This window comes from Thermococcus fumicolans, from assembly GCF_055386755.1.
Map to the genome: position 1 here is coordinate 53,213 of NZ_AP042424.1, position 19,067 is coordinate 72,279.

At 56.6% G+C, this 19,067-nt stretch carries 10 protein-coding genes and 2 tRNA genes; 4 read left to right on the plus strand and 8 right to left on the minus strand.

Annotated elements, in window-relative coordinates:
* Positions 1-24: 24 nt before the first annotated feature.
* The 5 genes from ACZ5AM_RS00290 to ACZ5AM_RS00310 form a co-directional block, all read right to left on the minus strand.
* Positions 25-2,139 (minus strand): hypothetical protein, encoded by a 2,115-nt coding sequence (locus ACZ5AM_RS00290; protein ID WP_464915024.1) that lies wholly within the window; start codon positions 2,137-2,139, stop codon positions 25-27.
* Between the two features lie 55 nt (positions 2,140-2,194).
* Positions 2,195-8,467: a carboxypeptidase-like regulatory domain-containing protein gene (locus tag ACZ5AM_RS00295; RefSeq protein ID WP_464915025.1), complete on the minus strand. Its 6,273-nt coding sequence runs from the start codon at positions 8,465-8,467 to the stop codon at positions 2,195-2,197.
* 216 nt (positions 8,468-8,683) lie between these two features.
* The gene (locus ACZ5AM_RS00300; RefSeq protein WP_464915026.1) at positions 8,684-9,826 is read right to left on the minus strand and encodes a glycosyltransferase family 4 protein; all 1,143 of its coding nucleotides are present in this window, start codon (positions 9,824-9,826) and stop codon (positions 8,684-8,686) included.
* A 2-nt stretch (positions 9,827-9,828) separates the two neighbouring features.
* The gene (locus ACZ5AM_RS00305) at positions 9,829-10,938 is read right to left on the minus strand and encodes a glycosyltransferase family 2 protein (RefSeq protein ID WP_464915027.1); all 1,110 of its coding nucleotides are present in this window, start codon (positions 10,936-10,938) and stop codon (positions 9,829-9,831) included.
* 50 nt (positions 10,939-10,988) lie between these two features.
* Positions 10,989-11,792, minus strand: a complete 804-nt coding sequence (locus ACZ5AM_RS00310; protein ID WP_464915028.1) for a hypothetical protein — start codon at positions 11,790-11,792, stop codon at positions 10,989-10,991.
* Positions 11,793-11,900: 108 nt separating this feature from the next.
* Between ACZ5AM_RS00310 and ACZ5AM_RS00315 the strand changes: the two genes are divergently transcribed.
* The 4 genes from ACZ5AM_RS00315 to ACZ5AM_RS00330 all read left to right on the plus strand — a co-directional run bounded on the left by ACZ5AM_RS00315 (position 11,901) and on the right by ACZ5AM_RS00330 (position 15,603).
* Entirely contained in the window at positions 11,901-14,249 is a 2,349-nt protein-coding gene (locus tag ACZ5AM_RS00315) for an STT3 domain-containing protein (protein ID WP_464915029.1), read from the plus strand.
* Entirely contained in the window at positions 14,240-15,406 is a 1,167-nt protein-coding gene (locus ACZ5AM_RS00320) for a lipopolysaccharide biosynthesis protein (protein WP_464915030.1), read from the plus strand. Before ACZ5AM_RS00315 ends, ACZ5AM_RS00320 begins: the two co-directional genes overlap by 10 nt.
* 28 nt (positions 15,407-15,434) lie before the next feature.
* Positions 15,435-15,512: transfer RNA gene (locus tag ACZ5AM_RS00325), tRNA-Glu, on the plus strand.
* A gap of 13 nt (positions 15,513-15,525) precedes the next feature.
* A tRNA-Ile gene (locus ACZ5AM_RS00330) sits at positions 15,526-15,603 on the plus strand.
* Positions 15,604-15,748: 145 nt separating this feature from the next.
* Here the strand turns inward: ACZ5AM_RS00330 and ACZ5AM_RS00335 are convergent.
* The 3 genes from ACZ5AM_RS00335 to gcvT all read right to left on the minus strand — a co-directional run bounded on the left by ACZ5AM_RS00335 (position 15,749) and on the right by gcvT (position 18,985).
* The gene (locus tag ACZ5AM_RS00335; protein WP_464915031.1) at positions 15,749-16,579 is read right to left on the minus strand and encodes a DMT family transporter; all 831 of its coding nucleotides are present in this window, start codon (positions 16,577-16,579) and stop codon (positions 15,749-15,751) included.
* A gap of 30 nt (positions 16,580-16,609) precedes the next feature.
* A complete protein-coding gene (locus ACZ5AM_RS00340) occupies positions 16,610-17,704 on the minus strand; it encodes an AAA family ATPase (protein WP_464915032.1) in 1,095 nt (364 codons plus the stop codon).
* Positions 17,705-17,788: 84 nt separating this feature from the next.
* Positions 17,789-18,985, minus strand: a complete 1,197-nt coding sequence (gene gcvT / locus ACZ5AM_RS00345) for a glycine cleavage system aminomethyltransferase GcvT (protein ID WP_464916176.1) — start codon at positions 18,983-18,985, stop codon at positions 17,789-17,791.
* Positions 18,986-19,067: the final 82 nt, after the last annotated feature.

Genomic DNA, 19,067 nt, shown 5'->3' on the forward strand with positions numbered 1-19,067 from the left:
TTAAGACTGACCTGTGATGAGCGGTCAGGGCTTTCCGACCGTTCCCTTGTTGACGACCCTTATTTCATCGCCCAGGCTAAACCCGTTGGTGTCACCTTCAAAGGCCCTGAGGAACGGGAGGACCCTGCCGTCTTTTTCCTTCCACTCACCGACCACCCAAGAAACGTTCTCCCACTCTGAAGGGTTCGGGAGCATGACGTTTGAAAGGAACCACGCCCCAGCGGCAACGCCGTCCAAGGAGGGGGCACTGATGACCAGCGCCTTACTGCCGTTGATCTCAACGGCCTGGATCACGAAGTATGACCTGCTGACATCACCCTTCTTTCTGCCTTCCTTTATTGCGTAGTAGTACCTGAAGGTGGGTCCCTCGATTATCGAGTAGTTAACGCTGACGGGGAGCAGGTAGTCTTGCTCGAGGTGGGCAACGGTCGGGTTTAAGGTGGAGTTTCCCAGAAGAAGGAAAGCTCCACCGTGGCCTTCAAGTCCATCCTTAAGTAGACCAGCCGTCCATTCCGCAAAGGACTTCGGCACCGAACCTGGGGTCACAGTCAGGTTATCAAAGTTAACGGAGAGTATCGGGACCTCAACGTAGGGATATGGGGAATGGCAGAGGCTTCCCACGCATAGGTCGGGTTGGAGGGAGCCATAGGATTCAGGCGCTGGCTTGATGTTGACACCGTACGCCCATCCCAAGAAGTTCAGAGCCTGGGAGTTGTCAGGTACGGAACAGGAACCTCTCAGGTAAAAGAAGCCGGGCCCAACTTGAGGAACGAGCCTGAGATCCTCGCCCGTCCAGTAGTAAGGGTAGTTGTAGAGGGTGGGAGTCCGGGAGACGTTGAGGACCGTAGTAACAATTCCGGCCAGTAGAAAAACGGTGAGGGCCTTTCTAGCCACGACCCTCGATGGGAGGAGCGTTTCAATCTCTTCAGCCACCAGGGGAGCCCCAAAGACAACGAGGTACTGGTAGACCCTCACCATCCAGTTAGTAAAGCCAAAGCTCCCAAATCCCTTTGGCATAACCGTCGAAAACGCCAGGGCAACAGCACCGAGGAGCGCGAGGAAGAGGGTGAGCACAACCGGCCCGGTGATCCTGCGTTCTTTGATGGCCCCCACAACGCCGAGGAGAAGGAGGACGTTGAAGGTTATATTTCCTAACTGCATCAGGAACAGCAGGTCGAAGCTGTTCTTGTAAACGTCGGCATAGGTGGCCCGACCCAAAGATATCTGGACAACCATGGCGAGCAGCATGAAAAAGACTCCCAAGAGCAAGTAGAGGCGTGTCCTTTTGCGAAGCTCGAGGGCAACAAAGTCGGAGGTTCTCCTCAGGAAACCGGCCTTTATCTCGACCAACGCCACCACAGGGACCGATAGGATGAGAGCTATCAAACCAGCCAAATAGAAAGCAGTGAAGTGCCATCCTATCTCCCTCAGTAGGGGAAAGCTAGAGTGCTTCAGCATCCACTTCACGGAAAAGACCGTCATATCGTACTGGGGAAGGAAAAGGGGGAGGGAGAACCCAGCAACCGATGGAAACAGGAGAAAGATGGACTCGCGAAGGCCAACGGATCCCCTCACGATCCCCCACACCATCATGACCCAGACCAGTGAGAGAGTTATTGCAAGGGAGAAAACGTGGGCGAAGGCCAACCCAACCCATCCAAAGGTGAGGAGAAAGTACCTCCACTTTGAAGTGAAGCCCTTCTCCTCTTCGATGGCCGATGAATAAACAAGAAGCAGCCACATCCCGATCAAGAGGCCGATCTGCTGGGGTCTAACCTCGTTGGACGACCAGAGGTAGTGACTGCTCAGCAGGAGGGCGAGAAGGAACGCTATGGTTGAGCCTGAATAACCCATTCTCCTGTGGAATCCCAGAATAAGGAAGGGGTATGCCACGAATAAGATGAGGGACACCGCCAGAAGGGCATGAACTGGATTTCCAAGGAAAAGGCTTGAAAGTCTCAGCAGATACGGCGTCACAAGGCCCGAGTAGACGCCTCCGATCTTTATTGTCGAAAGGTAGTACGCCTCATCAAAGGTCGTCGTTATTCTTCCGAAGCCGAATCTGATGAAGAGCCAGACGGCGACAAAAAGAACGGCGTAACGGGCTCGGCGTATTTTATCGGAAGATACCAACCCCACCACCAGCAGAATATCGGTAAAATTAATAGAAAAGAAAAGTTTGGAAGAGAGGGCCTCAGCCCTCGATTACTACTCCGATCTTGTCGCCTGGGCTGAATCCGTTGGTGTCCTCGCTGGCGAACTTGAGGAACGCTGGGCTGTAGATGAGGTTGTCGGTGTCCTTCCAGCAGCCGACGACGTAGTTGACGCCGTTGAGCTCGCTGAAGTGCTCGCTGAAGTAGTAGGCGGCAGCCCAGGTGCTGTCGGCGTCGGTACCGTAGATCATGTAGATGGTCGCGCCGGTGTCGCTGTCAACGACCTTCTGGATGACCCAGTAGCCCTTGGTGACGTTCCACCAGACAGCCGGAGCGGTCCAGTTGGCGACGGTCTCGTTGCCGACCTTGATGTAGATGGTACCGTTGACGTTCTCCATCTTGACCGGGGCAATGGCCTGGTACTCGGCGGTTACGGCGTTGGCCTCAGGACCACCGACAGCTATTATGACGTCTCCGGCTCCGATGTTGAGGTTGCTCGGGGTGTAGGTCGGGGTGACACCGATGATGTCGAGGATGAAGTCCATGGCGTGGTAGTCGACGGAGCTGAGGACGTTCTCGCCGATGACGATCTTAGCGTTGCCGGTCTGGACGTCGTGGAGGAAGGCGGCAAGTCCATGCGGGGTCTCGGTGTAGCCGACGACTATGTTGGCCGGTGAGGTCTGGAACGGTGAGACTGCAACCTCGGCGAAGCCTGCCGCGGTGTCGCCCACGATGGCGACCACTCTGTAGACGCTGAGCGGCGGAAGGGCCGGGATGCCGTCGATCTCGTAGTGACCGTTGGCGTCGGTGATAACGCTGAGCTCGTTGCCAGCGTAGTCAACAGCCGGAACCCACTCGGTTCCGTTGAAGGTGTAGAGCACGACCTTGACGCCGACGACCGGGTTGTTGTTCTCGTCCATGACGATACCGGCGACGCTGCCGATTCCGCCGAACTTGACGGTCTCGACGTTGCTGGTGATGCCGTCGTAGGTGGCGTAGACGTTGACCTCACCCATGAGGGTCATGAGCTCCTCTGGAGTCATTCCGGTCTTGGCAGCCGAGTAGACCTTGAAGGTTGCAATACCGTTCTCGTCGGTGGTGGCGTTGGTCGGCTCGACGTAAGCTATGCTGCTGTCAACGTGGAACTCGAGGGCTCTGCCAGCGAGCGGACCGTTGGCGGCGCTGATGTTGCCGGCCATGGTGTAGAGCTCGTTGATGAGGCTCTCCTTCTCGTCGTCCGGGAGGAATGTCCAGGCCTCGATCTGCGGGACTACCTTCTCCTGGAACTGCTCGTCGAACTGCTCCTCCGCGTTCTCGACGTAGAGCTTGGCCTTGAAGTCGAAGTAGGCGCCCTCCTGCGCCGGCTGTATGTCCATTGGGGTAACGCGCTCGATCTCAAGGCTCGGGGTGAGCTGGATGACCTCGCTGAAGCCCTCGAGCGGGACGACCTCAGCTACCTCCTTGGTGACTCCGGTGTAGATGGCGTTGCCCCAGACTGAGGAAGCCTGCGGCTCGATCGGAATGACACCCGGAGCCATCGGCGGCTTGTAGGTGTAGGTGTAGGTGGTTATGTTTCCGTCGACGTTGACGGTGATGCTCCAGGTAATCTCGTCGATCTGCTCGACCTCCGGGGTGACGTTGTAGTAGGTCTTCGTGACGTTCCAGGTCTTGGCGAATGTGGTTATGTCCTCGATGTACGGGACGTCCTTGGCGATCTCAAGCGGGACTGCTATGACGTAGAGCTTGAACTCCTCGACCGGGGCGAGCGGGAAGACTGCCTCGGTGGTTCCGACGACCTGCTTGTGGTTGACGAAGTCGTAGGCCGGAACGTACGGGCCTTCCCTGTTGTTGAAGGCGACGTATATGACGGTTGTCTCGTTCGGTGACTCGAGGCTGCCCTCCTTCTTGATGCTGGTGTAGACCCACGCGAGCTTGCTCATGTCTGGGGAGGTGACCGGAAGCTCGAGCTCGGCGGTCTTGCCGTACTTGTCCTCACCAGAGATGAAGTACTTTCCGACGTCCGGGGCGTAGAGCTGGATCTCGGTTGAGCCAACACCGTTCACCATGTTGACGGTGAAAGCCGTGCTGATCGGGTAGAGGTCGGTGTTGTTGAAGACGGCCTCACCGGTGAAGACATCGTCGATCTCGGCTATCATTGAGCTGTTCCTGTCAAGGACGGCCTTAACGGTGATGGTTATGGTCCTGAGTGTTGCGGCCGGGAAGGTGCTTGGCTCGGCGCTCATGACGAGGTGCCAGCCCTCGACGGTTATGGTCTCGGTGTCGGTGACGTTGTAGAGTGAGTCGTAGACGGTTATGGTGTAGTTGCCAGCTTCGAGGGTAACGTTCGCGGCGTAGACTCCACCGCCAAGGTACTCGAGCTCGGTTCCGTCGATCGTGACGACGATGTTCTCGTAGTCGTTGGCACCGGAGTGGACGTAGACCCTGAGCTCGGTCGGCACGCCGGCGTAGACCACCGACGGCTCAACGCTGACGATCTTGACGAGCTCGTCCACCGGTATCTCGACGGTCTTGGTGACGTTGTAGGCGCCGATGAACTGGATAACGGTCAGGACAGCGGTTCCGGTCTCGTTGATCACGGCGCTACCGAAGTCGATGGTTCCCTCGCCGTTGACGACCTCGAAGGTGCCGGTGAAGGTCTGGCCGTCGGGCAGGACGAGGGTGACGTTGGCAGTTCCGGTGAACGGAACGGTCTCGTTGTTCTCGTCAACGTAGGTGAACGGGAAGACGAGGCTGTTCTCGAACTGCGGGTGGACGTAGAGTGGGTGGGTCTCAACGTTGATGCCCCAGTCGAGCACGTCAACGGTGTAGGTCTCGTTGTACATGAGGTACTTGTTGCCAAGGTCGCTGACGTAGTAGACGGTGACGGTGTAGTTGGTGTCCTCGGTGAGGGTGACCTCGAAGGCCTCACCGGTGTAGAGCTCGCCGTTGACGTATACCTCGAGGTCGTCCGGGCTTATGGCGGTGACGTTCGGCTGTGCAACAACGGTCAGGTTGACAGGGATGTACTTGTAGACCTTGGTCGGCTCGAAGGTGACGTCGACCTTCCACGGCTCGACGTTGACGGTGGCGACGCCCGCGATGGTCGGGTCGGTGAGGTCCTTGACCTCAACGGTTATCGGACCGGTTGCGTCGAGGGCTATGCCGGTTATTGTGGCGCGGCCATTGTTGTTGTGCATCGGCACGATCTGGGTGTAGGCTATCTCTCCACCGACGTAGACGGTAACGTTGACCATGCTGTCAGCGTCGATCGGGTAGATGACGTTGCCGCTGACGCCCATGTACTGGAGGTCGATCGTGAAGTTGCCGGTCTGGTACTTGTAGATCTCGTCCGGGGTAACGGTCACGTCGATGTACTTCTTGTTGTACTCGATGTTCGGGTAGACCGGTATGTACTGGACGGCCTTGACGAGGCCGTTGCTTTCAACGTCGCTGACGGTTATCTTGGCAACGCCCGGAACGGTGATGTTCTCGCCGGGTATCTCAAAGTAGACGTCCATGTCCTCCCTGTAGTCTCCAGTGGCCAGCTTCCAGAACGTCTGGCCATTCGGGAGCTCGATGCTGACGTTGTAGGTCCTGTACCTGAGCCTTGAATCGTCCGGGTAGACGCCGATGTTTATGCCAAGGAGAGCGTCCTGGCCGACGGTGAGGCTGTCGGGCGCGGCCTCGAACTGGACGTACCACTTCTCAACAGGGAACGTCTCAACGCCGCTGTAGGTGAACGGCTTGAGGCCAAGGCTGTCGTCCCAGTAGGTTATGCTCCAGTCGACGGTCACGGTGCCGGTCTCGTTGAACTGGAGGTCCTCAAGGACCTCGCTGAAGAGGTCGTTGAAGTAAGGTCCGTATACACAGACGTCCTCGTAGGTGTATGTCCTGTTAACCCACTTGTCGTAGTTCGGGCCGGTTATGTGGACGCTGACGTTGGCGTTAACCGGGAACTGGAACCTGTCACGTCCGTTGAGGTAGAGGTTGCTCATGACTCCAACGTAGAACTTGCCATTGGTCACGTACGCATCGATGTCCGGCCAGTCTTCAACGTAGATGTCGCCACTACCTGCCAGAGTGGTGCTGTAGGTACTGCCGTTGGCGAAGATGAGCATGCTCCACTCGAGGGTGACGTACCCGCTCTCGTTGAACTGCATGAGCTGGCTGACGTTGAGGTGGACGTATGAAGTGTCGCCAGCTACCGTGAGCCCACCGTTGGTGGTGTTGACGTAGTACTCGAACGGACCGTAGATCTCGCCGTTGGGCCCATAGAAGGTGACGTTGACGTAGGCCTCATCGATCGGGAAGTCAACGGTTATATCGTAGGTCAGGTTGGCCGGCACGTGGTCGACGAAGGCATTAGTCGTCGGGCTGTCACAGTGGGCAGTACCGGTACCGAACTGGTAGACGTTCCAGTCGGAGAGGTAAGTGGTTATCGGCTCGATGTCAATGGTGAAGCTGTCGCTCCTTCCGTACTGGGTGTCGGTGACGGTGACGGTTGCCTTTCCGGTATCGGTGAAGGTGAGGAGCTCTGAGATAGCGTACAAGTCGCTCACGTCAGTCACGTTGAGGAGGAACCACTCGTTGACGCCAGGCCCAACGACGCTCACGTTGAGCTGGGTCTTCGGAACGAACGGGAGGTATCCAGCGAAGTCGGTGACGTTCTCGTATCCAATTACACATCCACAGTCGTCGTAAACCGGCTGGGTGGTAACGGTGTAGTACTCGAAGTCAACCCAGAACGTGAAGTTGCCAGGTATATTCTTGGTGAAGTGGTCGGTGGCTGTCTGGCCAAAGGTGTAGACGCTCTGGAAGTAGGCGTCAATTCCCCAGTCGTAGACCTTAATGTCCTTGTCGCCCCACTTGGCGTAGTTGTTGTCCTTGACGACGACCCTTATCTTCTTGGTGGCGTCGTGGGCAATGAAGCTCACGTTGGTGAGGTTGACGAAGACCTGACCCTCACCGTTGGTGACGGTAACGTTGTCGTCGCTCCATATGAGGTCGTCGCCGTAGTAGACTTCTACCGTGGCAGTGCTGTTGATGAGGACGAGCTCTTCTGGAAGGGTCGAGTTGGTGTAGTTGAACTTGACGAGCATCGTGGCTGGAATGTCCTTGTAGAATCCGTATCCCGCCTCATTTGAGGTCAGGTTGTAGGGCTCGTTCTGGTCGTCGTAGATGTATATCTCCGCGTCGACGTTGACCTGCCAGTCGTAGACGTTTATGGTGACTGTCGTCTGGACGCCATATCCAGGCAGGCTGAAGGTGACCACGAGCGGGTCGGCGGAGACGTTGTAGACGGTGGTGGTGTTAACACCGTTGGTGAGGTTGAAGGTGCCGCTCATCGGGGTGGCCTCTGAGGCACCCTGGAGCTCGAAGTTACCGGTCGCGTTGAGGCCAAGCTTTCCAAGGCTGCTGTTTGAAGTTATTGTGAATGTAACGTTGAACGGGGCGAACTTGACAACCGCAGTGTTGCCGAGGGAGTTGCCCCAGCTTCCGCTTATTGCGGAGGTTACGTTGAGCCACCAGTCGTGAACCTGAGCTGTCTTTCCGGTCTCGTTGAGCGGTATCGTGTAGGTAAGGCCGTGCTTGGTGTCGTTGAGAACGAGGGTGAGGTAGCTTATGCTGGGGCTCACGACGTTAGTGAAGTTGATGCGGTAGTCGTTGAATGAGCTGCTCGGTCCCTCAACAACGCCGGTCGCTATCTTATCGGAGCCGGCGTAGAGGTAGGCCTTGAGCTCGGTCTCGTTCGGGAGGAGGGAACCGTAACCTGCAACGAGAGTGTCGTTGAAGTCAACGGTCAGGGTGAGGTTGAACGGTATGTTCTTGAAGGCGGCGTTGTTCTGCCAAGCGGATCCGTCCCAGTACGGGACAGTACTGACGATGCCAAGGTTGTCGTAGTCTTCAACCGGGCTCCTCTTAACTGGGATCTTCGCCGTGGTCTCATAAGCAACGGAGATATTGCCACCGATGATTGAGATAACCTGCGCTGAGATTACGACCTCAGTAGCGCTCTCCGGGATCTCCGGAAGGGTCAGGTTGACAACCTCCCAGAGGTCGTCACCGAGGTTTATCAGACCGCTCTGAGTCTGGAGGACGAGAGTACCTGACTCGTTGTAGTAAACAAGGACCTGGAAGTTGTAGTTGTAGTCACCGCTGACGTTCACGGAGAGGTTCGCTGGGTAGCCCACGAAGGGATTCGGAACCTGGTTTGTGCCAAATGCTCCCAGGTAAAAGTCAGTGCTCTCAATCTGTATTTGAGGCGCTGCGCTCACTGGCTTAAAGAACGTCCCTGGAAGCACTGAAGCCACCATTAAAAATACCAACAACAAACTAAAGGTCTGCGCTTTCCTGCGCTTATTCATACTACTTCACCTACCTTCCTTTTTTGCCACTCTTTGAGGCCGGCCTCATGGAAGGCCAATACCATATAAGCAGGCGAAGAAATATAAACCTTTCGCCCGATTACCGAGCATTATTTAATAATTGAAGGCACAAAAGCTAATTTCGTGAGAAAAAACCCATCCTATTCAGAATTTTTCCAGAAGATTGGTGTCTCGAAGAAGCCGAGCCCACTCAGACCGAGGGGGTAGCCCTTTTGGGATTCCACACCCAATAGCCCTTCCACTAACCTTTTTTAAGGCTTTCGGATCCGAGAGAAGTTCGTTCAACAGCGAAGGGAGTTCAGATTTTTGCCGTAGGGTTATGAAGCATTTTTCGGCTTCCAAACCCGAACCCCTGAAGTTGCCGGCCACCTCGAGTGAAACAACCGGAACCGCCCCGAAAAGCATGCCCTCAACAACCACAAGACCGAACGACTCAAAGGAAGACGGGAGAACGAGTATAGAGGCCCTCCGATAGAGATCGGCCAGCTTTTCAGGCTCGGCAACGGGCCCGAAAAACATCACCTTATCAGAGATCCCCAGCCCCTTAGAGAAGGCACGGTAGTGCTCCAGCAGATCACCCCCTCCAGCGACCCAGAGGATCCAGTCCGGGTGCTCCCGCGAAACCTCGGCAAAAGCCCTGAGGAGAAGCTCGAAGTTCTTAAAGCGGTGATAGCTGGAGAGCTGGCCGACGAAGAGTATGGCTTTCTCCTTCTTCGGCAGCGAGGAGGATGCCAGTCTGAAGAGCTCTGACCTCGGCCTCGGGGGAACTACGATCGAAAATAATCCCCTCTGTCTCAGGTAGTCTCTGACGGAAGGGGAAACGGAGACGAGGGATTTGGCCCTTGACAGGAGAAGCTTTTCAAGGGTTTTTGAGTAGAGCAGCGCGAGGGCATCGAGGGGAGAGCCCTTCCTCAGGCCCAGGGTGTGATAGACGACTATCAGGGGGATGTCGAAGACCATCGAAGCAAGGGACGCAACGTCGGCGGCAAAGGGAACAGGGGTGTGGGCTATCATCAGATCCGGCTTCCATGATTTGACAACCGAAAAAAGCCTCATTACAAAGCGGGCACTTATCGGAGTGTTTGACAGAATTAAACCCGCCTTGATCCTCTCCACCAAGACTTTACCAGAACTGAGGGGGATCTCCTCCACGGAAGATCTCCCCCTGCTGAGACAGATAACCCGGATTTCGTGCTCTTTTGAGAGATCCTCAGCCATCGAGAGGATGTAGCTCTCAAGGCCGCCGCCCTCGGGTGGGAAGTACGGTGAAACCAGGAGGATCCTCAAGGTCAGCCCTCCTTGAGCATGTAGACGCTTATGAAGAACGAGAAGAAGACCGCCTGGAGGCCGAGGGTTATGAGCGTAAGTATGAGAACCGCGTCCCCGATGTGGAAGAGGGCCCCGTAGCCGGTCGCCCTCCACTGAAGGAAGAGCCTGACACCAAGGATGAGACCCACTAGGGACATGATGCCCCCTATGAGCAGACCCTCCTCCAGTATCGAGTACCTCATGAAGAAGCGCGTTATCCTGTCGGGCCTTTCAAAGCCCTCCTTGACGGCGTAAACCTTGGCGGAGATACCAAATCCCAGAACCTGGGTTCCCGAGATGACGAGGAGCGAGCCGAGTATCATCGTGTGTATCCTTATCGGCTCAAAGAGGTAGGTGTAGCCGAGCAGAAGAAGGCCGAGGAAGAGGAGAAAGAGACCCGGAATGAGGAAGAGGTACGTGGGGGAGTACAGGAGCATGAGGCGGAGGTGCCTCCACCCGTCCCTGAAGGAGCTCAGCTTTGACTTCCCTATCCTACGGTGGTACCTTATCGGGACTTCCCTTATCCTGAGGCCGTGCTTCGCTGCCTCTATGACCATCTCGCTCGCGAACTCCATCCCCCTGCACTTCAGGGGGAGCCTTTCAAGGGCGTCCCTCCTGATGGCCCTCATGCCGCAGTGGGCATCGCTTATTCCAGCCTTGAAGAAGAGGTTGAGAACCCAGGTTAGCAGGGGGTTGCCTATCCTCCTGTGGAGCCAGGGCATGGCACCGTCGTCCATCTCACCCCCCAGGCGGTTCCCCATGACAAGATCGGCCTCCCCTTTGAGGAGGGGTTCGAGGAGGACCGGTATATCGTCGGGATCGTAGCTACCGTCGGGGTCCATCATGAGAACGAACCTGCCCCTGGCCCTTCTAAAGCCCTCGAGGTAGGCGTCGCCGTAGCCCTTTCCCCTCTGCCTCACAACGATCGCACCGAATTCTCTCGCGATCTCAGCGGTTCTGTCGGTGCTCTTGTCAACGACGATTACCTCGTATTCCAGGCCCATACCGTCAAGTACCCTCTTTATCCTCGGTAGAACCTCCTTTATGGCCTCTTCCTCGTTCATCGTGGGCAGAATCACTGACACGTCCATCGACTCACCTTGAAAAAAATAGGGGAGGGGCTTTTAGGTTTAACGGAAGCTCACCCGAGGCCCGACTTTATCTGCTTGAGCATGTCGATGGCCTGGTCTATCATCTCGTCAAGTCCGAGGTCGCTCGCAGTCAGGTTCATCGTGAACTCCATGTCGATCGGGACCTCTAGCTCCTCGTTTATCGGAACCTGTATGACGTCGTCAAAGGGCACCTCCACCGTCGTGTCTATGGGGACGTCCAGGGTATCGCGGAATGGCACCTCAACAGTGGTGTCTATGGGCACCTCGGCAGTTGTGTTCACCGTAGTCGTGACGGGAACAGTGGTAGTTATGTGAACCCTCACCGTGGTGTTTATGGGCACGTCCACCCACTTATCGATGGGGACTGTAACGTTCAGTGTGAGGTTCATGTCCTTGTTGTAGGCAGTGGTGTTGACCTCCTGGACGATATGAACCCTCGTAACAGTGTTTATCGGAACGTCGACCCACTTATCTATGGGAACCTCAAAGCTTACCTCCTGGTTTATGGGCACCTCCACCCTATCGCTGAGGTTCACCCTAAACGTCTTGTCAACCGAGACTTGGATGGTCTTGTTTATGTGAACGTGGAAGACCTTTGAGACCTTAACGTCGACCGTGGTGTTGATGGGCACCTTGACCTTCCTGTGAACCGGAACCTTTACCTCGAAGGTCTTTCCCTTCATGTCCTGGAGCGAGCTTATGGCCTTGTCCACGCTGGAGGCCGCGGTTCCCTTGAGCTTCATCGCGAACATCACTGCCCCCACGTCAACGAGCAGGAGCAGGATCACCAGAACCGTCAGAATCCCGAGCCAAACCTTGGTACCCTTCTCCATGGTAGACCCCCCAGTTTAAACAAAATGTTAACGGCCCCAAGGTATAAAGCGTTTGCCCATTTCATAATATTTAATAGGGGTGAACTCAACTCGAATGGGTGTGAAAGGATGGGCGCTAAAAAGAAAGGGGAAACAAAGGCGGGGAGCAAGGGGAAAAGCGTTTCTCTACCGCTGTTCCCTGATCGGGCGGTAAAACTTATCCCCCTCGCCATATTCTTGGCCGCACTCGCCGTGAGACTCATCCCATACCGGCTCAAATACCCCGTCGGCTACGACCCCTACTTCCATCTCGCGTACCTAGAGTACGTTTCAGAGCACGGATGGGTCAACTACTTCCCCTACGCCCTGGGGCCGTGGGGGTTCCTCATAAACCACTTCCACCCCAGGGGCATGTGGGGAGTTCCGTACGTCATTTACAGGCTCGGAAGCCCGCTGGGTTTATCCGTAGAGGGGGCATTCAAGCTCACCCCCCCACTGTTCGGGGCTCTCACCGTCATCCTCCTGTACTACCTAATGAAAGAACTCTACTCAAGGAAGGTAGCCTCGCTGTCCTCCATCATCCTGGCGTTCTCCTTTGGCCACGTCTTCCGTTCGATGTCCAACTACTACCGCGGCGACAACTACGCCCTGTTCTGGTACGCCCTGGTTCTCGTTCTCATGGCCTACGGACTGAACGAAAGGAATACCCGGAGGAAAAGCCTCTTTTATCTCGCCGCTGGAATAGCAGCAGGACTCTCAAGCGCGTTCTGGAGTGCGTACTACATCGTCCTCGCCCTGCCCCTACTCGCAGCCGCGGCTTTGGCCGCGTACTCCCTCTTCCGCGGGAACTACTTCACGGATGCCCTCCTCACCGCTGGCTCAACGTGGGTGGGGGCCCTGTTGGCTTCGGCCCTGGGGAGGGTATTTGGCTTCGGGATGTTCTGGAGTGAAAACTGGCAGGGGCAACAGCTGGCGTCCCTGACGGGCCTCAACCCCGGCATACTCCAGGACGTTTATCTAGCCCTCCACGTTCTCGTTCCGGTCCCCCTGACGCTGCTCCTCATCGGCGTGGTCTGGGGGATCAAGTCAAAACTCCCCGAGAAGGCACGTAAAGCCGGAACCGCCGGCGTCATTCTCGCAAGCGTTTTCATCTTTGTCCTGCTCCTCTGGAGGTACGGGGAGACCCTCGAGATACTCTCCTCGGGACTGAGCTCGTTTGGAGGAGCGGCCACCGCGGAGATGTCAAGGCCCGGCTGGTGGGATATGAAGATGGCCTACCACGCGTTTCTGGCCTTTCTGCTCTTCTACCCGCTGTCATTCAGGGATTTCAGCGTTAGGGACGCCTTCGCCCTCGGGGTCGCACTCCCGCTGATGGGGCTGGCACTCTACTGGACGCGCTTCCTCTTTATAGGATCCCTCGGAATTGCCATAGCGGCTGGGATAGGGGCCGCGGAACTCATAGAGCTGACCGAAAAGATGAACGCCAGAAAGGCAGGGGCGCTCATAGTCTCCTTCCTGCTCCTCTGGGGGGGCTACCACACGGTGAAGGCCACGGGAGACATTAAACCGATAGTGGACGAAAACTGGGTCGATGCCCTCACCTACCTGAGAAACGTCTCCAACGAGAACGATATCGTCCTCACGTGGTGGGACCACGGGCACTGGGTGACGTACTTCGCGCACAGGGCCGCGGTTGCCCAGGGGACTCCCAGCCGGCTCGTCTCAAGGTTCTACCTCGGGAACGCCTCAAAGGAAGAACTTCTTGAGCTGGGGGTCGACTACGTTACGGTCTCCTTTGACACGACGCTCAAGTGGGGATCCGTGAAATCGACGGCAGGTTATAGTGGAGAGGGATACGTTCTCATCCCCCTCTTTCCGCAGACGGTCTACGGGGACGCGCTTATCTTCGCCAACGGAAACTACCAGATGGCGATAAGGAAGGGTTCAGGTGGGGACTGGGACGTACTCGTTAGGGCGGGGGGATCACAGTTCGTCCCCGCGGAGGTATGGATAGAGGACAACAACGGCCTGTTCAGGGCCAACGTGAGCGGGCAGAAAGCGGGCAACGCCTACCTGTACGTTAACCTCAAATACGGCTATGCCGCTCTCATGGACGGAAAAACGTTCTCAACGCCCTTTGCAAAGCTCATGTTCACCACGGAGTATCCCAAGGATTACAGGCTTGTATACTCCGACGGTGGCAAAGTTAAGATATTCAGGCTCGTCCACCCCAACGTTGTGCTCGAGAGGTCGGGAGGGCTGGTTCTGCGCTTCATCAACGCAACGGGGGACAGGCTTAGGGTATACGGGTACACCGACTCGGGCAAGAGGGTATTCTACGGGGAGTACAACGTCTCGGGGCTGGAGGAGTTCAAGATCCCCAACGATGTCAGGGGAGAGGTCATAAGGTACACCTACCTGCGGGGGAACCTCATACTAGACAGGGGAGTCTTCAGGAGGTCTGACGGGTGGAGCTGAGGCGGCTCCTCGGGCCCACTCTGCATTTGACCCTCGCCACCATGATGAACGCCCTCACCGGCCTGCTGTTCTGGTGGGGGGCCTCCAGGTTTTACTCCCCAGCCGACGTCGGGGCGGCTTCAGCCATCATCTCGTTCATGAATCTGACGTTTGCCCTCTCGACCCTCGGCCTGAACATTGGCCTCATCCGATTCTATGACAGATTTGGAGAGAGGGGCGCCGGAACGACCCTGTTAATCACCACCCTCCTCTCAGTGCTCGTTATCGCATCCTACGCCGCCCTAAATCCCAGGGGGGTCGTTAGGGGATGGTCGACTGCGGCTGGAATAATCATCACGGGAGCGTTCGGGGCAGCCTACAACGTTTTCGGATACCTGGCCATAGCGGCGGGGAAAACCGGGACGTACGTTGGAATGAGCGTGGCGTACGGGAGCAGGGTTGTTCCAGTGCCCTTCATAAGGGAACTCGGGGCACAGGGACTCATCCTCTCTTTTGCCGCTGGGATAATACTGGGGCTCCTGTACGGAGCAGGTCGGCTAAGGAGGTACATCCAACTCAGCTTCGATCAGGACTTCCTGCGGGAGAGCATCGGCGTTTCCCTGAGCAACCACCTAGGTAACGTGGTGAACCTCGTCCCGATGTACCTAATGCCCACAATAATACTCCTCAGGCTCGGGAGGGAGTGGACGGGCTACTACTACATCGGATTCACAGTTGGGAACCTCCTCTTAGTTCCTCTAACCGCCCTCGGGACAATCCTGATACGGGAGTGGAGAAGGGGTGAGGGGCTCGAGGGGATCTTTCTCCTCCTGACGGCCTACTGGGCGATTTCCACTGCAGGTGTGTGGGCTTTGGGGGCCCAAGTACTCGGGCTCTTCGGAAGTGGTTACACTAGCGCCTTAGGCCTGCTAAAGGCAATGGCACTGGGAGTAGGGCCGGTTGGGGCAACCTACGTAGAGCTGGCGAGGCTTACTGTGGAGAAAAAGCCCAAAATAATCCTGATACTGAATTCAATCCGGGGAGTGGTTTTTCTAGCCTTGGGCTACCTCCTCCTCGGGCCGTACGGGATAACGGGAGTGGGAATCGCCTGGACGCTCGCCCACCTGACCGCGGTCGGAGCGATATGGGCCGAGGCAAAAGATCCGAAAACTTTTTAAACCCTCCCGGCTCCCTAATTTCGGACGCGCCCCGGTGGTGTAGCCCGGTCAATCATGCGGGACTCTCGATCCCGCGACCCGGGTTCAAATCCCGGCCGGGGCACCAGAACCTTTCTCGCGGGCCCGTGGCTCAGCCTGGTCAGAGCGCCCGCCTGATAAGCGGGAGGTCCGGGGTTCGAAGCCCCGCGGGCCCACCACAACAGCCTTTCTGGCGAAAGCGCTGGCGGAAAATGAAGTGCCCTGTTTACAAGGTTTGACCCCTATAATGGGTTTTTACTCGCTTGCTCCTTTGGTGAGTGTTTCATTCTCCAAAAACGCCCTCGGCGCCGATAATAAAAAGCTTCAACCTCCCTTCCCAACTATTATACCGCCGACTATCATCGCCAGCCCGAGGACGGTCGCTGGCGCTATGCTCTCCCCAACCACAACCGAGATGAAGAAGAGGCTCAGGAAGGGCACGAGGTAGGCCAAATTCGAGGCGAACGCCATGTCGCCCTCGACCGCCTTATACCAGAGGAGAAATGTAACGCCCATCTCAAAGAGGCCGACGTAGACCGCTCCGGCGAGGCCCTCAACGGGGGGAACAGCAAGCCCGCCCGATAGCGCGAGAACCACTAGGATGTAGGAGAACCCGAAGAGGAAGTTCCAGAACATCTTCTCGACAAGTGGCCTCTCGTCCCTCAGGTTCAACAGCCAGTAGGTGGCCCATATCACCGCGCTTCCTAGGCCGAGGGCGATCCCGATTGGATCCGAAAAGTTCAGGCCGGTTATGTTCCCTTTCGTGGCCACTATCAATGCTCCAAGGAAGCCAATGGAGAGCCCCAGCACTGCCCTTGTCCCCGGCCTCTTTCCGAGGAGCGGGATCGAGAGGAGAACGAGCATCAGAGGCCAGGTGTAGTTGAGAGCCTGCGCCTCCTGAGCTGGCAGTCGGTCGTAGGCCGAGAAGAGGACGGTGTAGTATAAGAGGGGGTTTATCAGGCCGAGGTAGGCGGAACGGAGGTTTTCTTTCCTTGGCGAGAATTCGCGGGAGTAGAGGATGCCAAACACGACGAGCGAGGTCAGGGAAGCGTAGAAGAGCAGCTGAAGGGAGCTCATGTAGCGCAGGGAGAGCTTGAAGGCACTTGCCACCGTTGACCAGAGGAGCACGGAGAGGACGGCGTGCTTTTTGGACATGGCTGGGAATAGAGCGAAGGGAATAAAAATTTATCCGCGCTCCTTTAGAACCCTCTCGATAACGGGGTCGACTATGCGGTACCTCCTCTTGCCATTCTTCGATTCCTTGACTATCCAGCTCATCTTCTCCAGACTGTCCAAGAGCGCCGCGAGCCTCGCCTTTGGAACGTTCTGCCCCTTTACGGCTAAATACTCCCTGAGGAGCTCCCAGCGGTTGTAGCCCTTTGCGATGCCCTCAAGTATCATGACGTAGCGGGGGCTTCTCCTTTCGAGTTCCTTAAGCTCCCCGCGGAGAAAGCCCTCCGCCCTCTTCAGAACACTCTCAATGGCGGGTTCCAGCTCCCTCCTCTGGAGGTAGGCCCTCCCGAAGTCCACTAGCCAGCCGGGAATTCCATCGAGGATGTCAACTGCTCTCTCAAGCTCTTCTTTTGGAACCTCAACCCCAGCCTCGGCGAACCCCTGAGTGAGGAACTCGATGGAAAGGCCTCTCGAAAAGGGCATTAACCGTACTTCCCCATAGCTCCTCCCGTAGAGAGGGCTCTCGTACTCGTCGAGGCCGAGGAAGTCATGGAGGAGGTCAACCTCCGAACCCGTAAGGATAAACCTCAGGTTCTCAAGGTTGTCGTAGGCGTACGCGAGAAGGGCAAGGAACTCCCTCCCCCCACGGGAACCGTAGAAGCGGAGGTACTGGGCCTCGTCTATCCCGATAACCGCACCGAGATCATTCAGGGCCTCGAGGACATCGGAGATTTGGACCGACTTCTCGAACCGAAGCTCAAGTCTGCTGATCCTCACGCCCCTAACACTTTTCATGACCTCAAGGAGTGCGCCCTTGAAATCTCCCCTCAGGGAGTTGAGTGCCCTCTCAAGCTCTCTCCTCAGTGAATCGGCAGTTATCCAGCCCCCAGAATCGAAGTACATCTTCCTCGAGTCGATGTACACTCCATTCTCGATTTCATTGAGCGTGGCCCTGAGGAGCGAACTTTTACCAACCCGTCTGATTCCGAGGAAGAGCGTCAGGGGCTCGTTAGCTGACGATAGTGCTTTGAACTCCTCCCTCCTGTCAAAAAGCTCATCAACCCTCCTCTTCGGCCTCGGATCGAACAGCATAGGTAATGCCCCCATTACCAGGTAACGCCCCCATTACCTATAAGCCTTTGGGGGGTACGGAAAAGGTTAGGGGTTAGAATTTGGAAATAAGGGGAGGAATCACTCCTCCCTGAAGGCTCCATACTTCTTGGGGTCGTAGAAGGGCGGAGCAACGGTTACCGCCTTCTTTGCCTTGCCCCTTATCTCTATCTCCAGCTCGACGCCTGGCTTCGCGTATTCAGGCTTCACGAAGGCTATTCCAATGCCAATTCCTAGAAGCGGCGAGAGGGTTCCGCTGGTGACCTCTCCTATGAGTTGGCCGTTCGCGTAGACCTTGTAGCCCTCCCTCGGAATGCCCTTGTCGACCATCTTGAAGTGAACCATCTTGCTGGGCAGTCCGCGCTCCCTCTGCTTGAGGAGGGCCTCTTTGCCTATGAAATCCTTGTCCCAGAAGAGGGCGAAGTCGAGGTTGGCCTGGAGCGGGGTAACTTCATCGATATCGGTGCTGAGGAGCTGCTTCTCCTTGGTCTCGTTGCCGTAGAGGGTGTAGCCTGCCTCAAGGCGAAGGGTGTCCCTCGCACCGAGTCCGGCCGGCTTTATGCCGTACTCCTCGCCGGCCTCGAGTATCTTCTCCCAGACGTGGAGGGCCTTCTCCGGCTTTCCGCGCTTGCCCTCGTCCGGGTGGTAGGGGTTGGCGTCCTCGAAGTAGACCTCAAAGCCGTTCTCGCCGGTGTAGCCGCTCCTCGAGAGGAGCATCTTTATCCCGTCGAGCTCGACCTCCTTTGCCTGGAACCACCACAGGTCGTTGATGTCGATGCCGAAGAGGTCTTTCGCGAGGTCCCTCGCCTTCGGCCCCTGTATCGAGAACATGACCATGTCGTAGGTCTTGTTCTCTATCTCAAGGTCGAGCTCGCCGAACTTCTCTATCCCGCGCTTTATCGCGTTGAACCAGGCCTCGAGCTTCTCGAAGGCGTCGCTGTCGCAGACCATCATGTAGGTGTCGTTACCCATGTTGAAAACTAAAGTCTCGTCCTTTACAGCGCCCCTCTCGTTGAGAACCAGCGTATAGGTTCCGCTTATCGCGGGCGGCTTGCTTATGTCGTTGGTAGTGACGTACTGGAGGAACTCCAGGGCGTCCTTACCGCGGAAGATGAACTCGCCCATGTGGGAGACGTCGAAGATGGCCACGCCGTTTCTAACTGCCAGGTGCTCCTCCTTTATGCTGGAGTACCAGATTGGCATCTCCCAGCCCGCGAACTCCTCAACCTTCTTCGCGTGCTCCTTATGCCAGTCGAAGATGTGAACCCTCTTGACCACAGCGATCACCGTTCAAACTTGGATCTGGGCGTTATAATCCTTTCCAATGCGTGGGCAACAGTAATAAGCATTGAAGCACAAG